This window comes from Frankia sp. CcWB2 (assembly GCF_977927585.1).
In genome coordinates this window covers 5,260-8,554 of record NZ_CDWRCM010000136.1, presented here as the reverse complement: position 1 = coordinate 8,554, position 3,295 = coordinate 5,260, and the positions used below count along the sequence as shown (strand labels likewise).

At 69.7% G+C, this 3,295-nt stretch carries 4 protein-coding genes and 1 pseudogene; 3 read left to right on the top strand and 2 right to left on the bottom strand.

The annotated features are described in order from the left end of the window. On the top strand, window positions 1-833 hold an 833-nt coding region (locus tag ACY45C_RS14675; protein WP_462188164.1), incomplete at its 5' end, for an aldo/keto reductase. Between the two features lie 29 nt (window positions 834-862). Here ACY45C_RS14675 and ACY45C_RS14670 read toward each other — a convergent pair. After that, window positions 863-1,423, bottom strand: coding sequence for an Ntn hydrolase family protein (locus ACY45C_RS14670; protein ID WP_462188163.1), 561 nt, complete (start codon window positions 1,421-1,423; stop codon window positions 863-865). Window positions 1,424-1,612: 189 nt separating this feature from the next. On the opposite strand from ACY45C_RS14670, the pseudogene ACY45C_RS14665 reads away from it, so the two are divergent. Continuing rightward, a pseudogene (locus ACY45C_RS14665) lies at window positions 1,613-2,391 on the top strand (sporulation protein). Window positions 2,392-2,448: 57 nt separating this feature from the next. Next, a complete protein-coding gene (locus ACY45C_RS14660; protein WP_011437295.1) occupies window positions 2,449-2,874 on the top strand; it encodes a GNAT family N-acetyltransferase in 426 nt (141 codons plus the stop codon). A 110-nt stretch (window positions 2,875-2,984) separates the two neighbouring features. Here the strand turns inward: ACY45C_RS14660 and ACY45C_RS14655 are convergent. Continuing rightward, window positions 2,985-3,295, bottom strand: a 311-nt coding sequence (locus ACY45C_RS14655; protein ID WP_462188162.1) for a hypothetical protein, incomplete at its 5' end; no start/stop codon positions are given.

Below are 3,295 nucleotides of genomic sequence, written 5' to 3'. Positions count from 1 at the left end.
TGACACTGTTCGACTCCGCCGAGATCTACGGGATGGGGCGCAGCGAACGTATCCTCGGCTCGGCGCTGGCCGGGATCCCGGACGCGCTGGACCGGGCGTATGTGGCGACGAAGCTGTTCCCCGTGCTCCCGCTGGCTCCGATCGTCGAGCAGCGGGCGGTCGCGAGCGCGAACCGGCTCGGGGTGCACCGCATCGACCTGTACCAGGTCCACCAGCCCAATCCGGTGATCAGGGACGGCCAGACGATGCGCGGGATGGCGGCGCTGCGCACCATCGGCCTCGTCGGGGACGTCGGGGTCAGCAACTACTCGCTGACCCGCTGGCAGGACGCCGAGGCGGCGCTCGGCGCGCCCATCCTGTCCAACCAGGTCGAGTACAGCCTGGTTCGGCGCAGGCGGGGCGAGGAGCTGCTGGCGTTCGCCGCCCGGGAGTCCCGGGTCGTGATCGCCTGGAGCCCGCTGAGCCAGGGGCTGCTCTCGGGCCGCTACGACGTCACGAACCGCCCGACCGGGCGGATCCGCGCGATAAACCCGCTGTTCCTCACCGAGAACCTGGCCCGCGCCACCCCGCTGCTCGACGTCCTACGCGAGGTCGCCGCCACGCACGACGCCACCCCCGCCCAGATCGCGCTGGCCTGGGCGATCCATCATCCGTCGGTCGTCGCGATCCCGGGGGCGTCCAGCGTCGCCCAGGTGGAGAGCAACGCCGCCGCGGCCGACATCACGCTCACTGAGGACGAGTACGGCACGTTGACCGCCGCCGCGCAACGCTTCGAACCGCTCGCCGGCACGTCGGCCTTCGCCGCACTGGCCGCGGAACGGCTCCACCGCTGACCGCTGTCCGGCCAGTCCGAGGCGTCCGGTCAGTCCGGGGCGTCGTAGGTGGTCACGTCGTCGGAGGAGATGATGTGGAACGGCGGGCACACCCCGGTCGAGTGGTGGGCCGCGGCCTCCAGCGCCATCCGGACCCGCTGTTTCGGGTCGAGGCCCCGGGTGCTGTACAGCGAGCCGCAGGCGTACTCGTCGCCGCTGCCGACCGCGTAGTAGTCGTCCACGCTGCGGCCGATCTGGTAGTCCGAGTCGATGCGGTAGAGGTGTCCGCGGACGCCGACCAGGAACAGCCCGCCGCTCTCATTGCCGGAGTCGTTGCGGGCGAAGCCGCCGTCGCGCAGGCAGTCCCGGACCACCGCGATGAAGTCCGTCGCCATGAACCGATCGAGATCCCAGTCCTGCGGGACCGGGGGCACGAGGCTGTAGCGGAGCAGCTGGCCCATCCGGAACGAATCAGTGAACCCCATAATGAACTCACTGTTACGAAATACCTTGGTATCCGCACGGACAGTGATAGACCAGCCGGCGACACCGGCGCTGTCCCCACCGATCAAGACCCGGCCGTCCTGCTGTACCCCGACGATGCAGGTCACGAAGCGGAATGGTACCGGTTCGCCCCGAAGCCGGACGCCGTACCCCATCCGCGCCACCGGCCCGTTGACGCGCCCCGCCCGCTGTCACCCTGCCGACCCGGGAGCGGTTCCGGCGGTCCGGTCGTCCTGCGGATGTGAGAACGTGTCCTACGCACACACGAGAATGGGAATGGAAGAGGACGGGCACCCATGGGGATGAAGCGGTTCATGTCGCGGCTCGGCGTGGGCGGGGCCGAGGTCGAGACCGTGCTGGACCGTCCGGAGACCCTGCCGGGCCAGGTCGTGACCGGTCTGACCACCGTTACCGGCGGCAAGGTCGAGCAGAAGATCGAGAAGGTCCTCGTCACGCTCGAGGCGACCGTCGAGGTCGAGACCGACGACTCGACCTGGCACGAGCAGATCACCTTCGGTACCCAGCAGATCGGCGGCGACTTCACTATCCACCCGGAGCAGCAGATCAGCGGCCGCTTCGAGCTGCCCGTGCCGTGGCAGACCCCGATCACCGACATCGGCGGGTGGCACCTGCACGGGATGAAGATCGGGGTGCGGACCAAGCTGGCCATCCCCGGGGCGGTGGACCCGGGTGACCTCGACGCGGTGAACGTGCACCCGCTGCCCGTCCAGGAGGCGGTGCTCACCTCCCTCGGTGACCTCGGCTCCACTTCAGGTCCGCCGACGTCGAGAAGGGCCGCCTACACGGCTCCGACCTGCCCTTCTACCAGGAGATCGAGCTGAAGCCGTCGGGCGAGTACGCCCGGCGCATCTCCGAACTGGAAGTCACCTTCCTCGTCGACGGCTCCGGGGTGGACGTCGTCCTGGAGGCCGACCGCCGCGGCGGGCTGCTGTCCTCCGGCGGCGACGAGCTCAGCCGGTTCCGGCTCGGCCACCACGACACCGACCGGCACCAGCTCGCCGGGCTGCTCCACCAGCAGCTGGAGCACCTGGGCCGCCGCCGCGGCTGGTTCTGAGCGCTCCACCCGTCCGGGGACATCGGCTCACCTGGTGAAGCTGCAAGAATACGGTATGTGAAGATCGAGGAGCTGGAGGCGGATCGTACCTGGCTGGCGTTCGACCCCATGCGGCAGCTTCGGCCGCATCTGACCTCCACCGGGTTCGTCAAGCTCGTCAACGAGGTCCAGCGCCCCGAGGGATACCGCCTGGTCGCGTCGTGGGACGGGGAGCTGGGACGGGTGGTCGCGGCGGTCGGATTCCGGCAGGTGACCTCGCTCGCCTACGGGCGGCATCTGGTCATCGACGACCTGTCCACGATCCTGGCGGCGCGGGGGCGGGGGCACGCCACCCGGCTGCTCGCCTGGAGTGAACGGGAGGCGCGCCGGCTCGGCTGCGAACATATCCATCTCGACGCCGGCACCCACCGCTACGAGGCGCACCGGCTCTACCTGCGGACCGGCTTCACGATCGCGGCCTTCCACTTCACCCGCCGACTCTGAGATCGGGTGGCCCAGGGGATTCGCATCCTTGGGCCACCCGACCTCAAGCCGCGTCGGTCCGGGGCCTGGCTCAATCGTCGCGCTGATCCGGGCTTCGTCGCCCAGGGGCTTCACGTGCTCAGCCCGGCGATCACTATGAAGAACCGGTGCGCCCGGTCGTGCGGCCACACCCGCGACAGCCCCGCGCCCACGAGCATCCCGCACACCGTCCGCCGGCCGGTCGCGGCGAGCATCCCGCAGGCCAGCGCACGGAACACCTGGAACGTCGGCGCGGTGAAACACGGCCAGAAGAACGGCCAGGGAAGACGGTACAGTGAGATCTGGGAGCATCGGCGTCCACTTTTTCGAGCTGGTTTAGGAAGCGCCGATGCTCCCGCCACCAGCCCGTCGGGCAGCCTGCTTCCCTTACCGGCACGCCGCA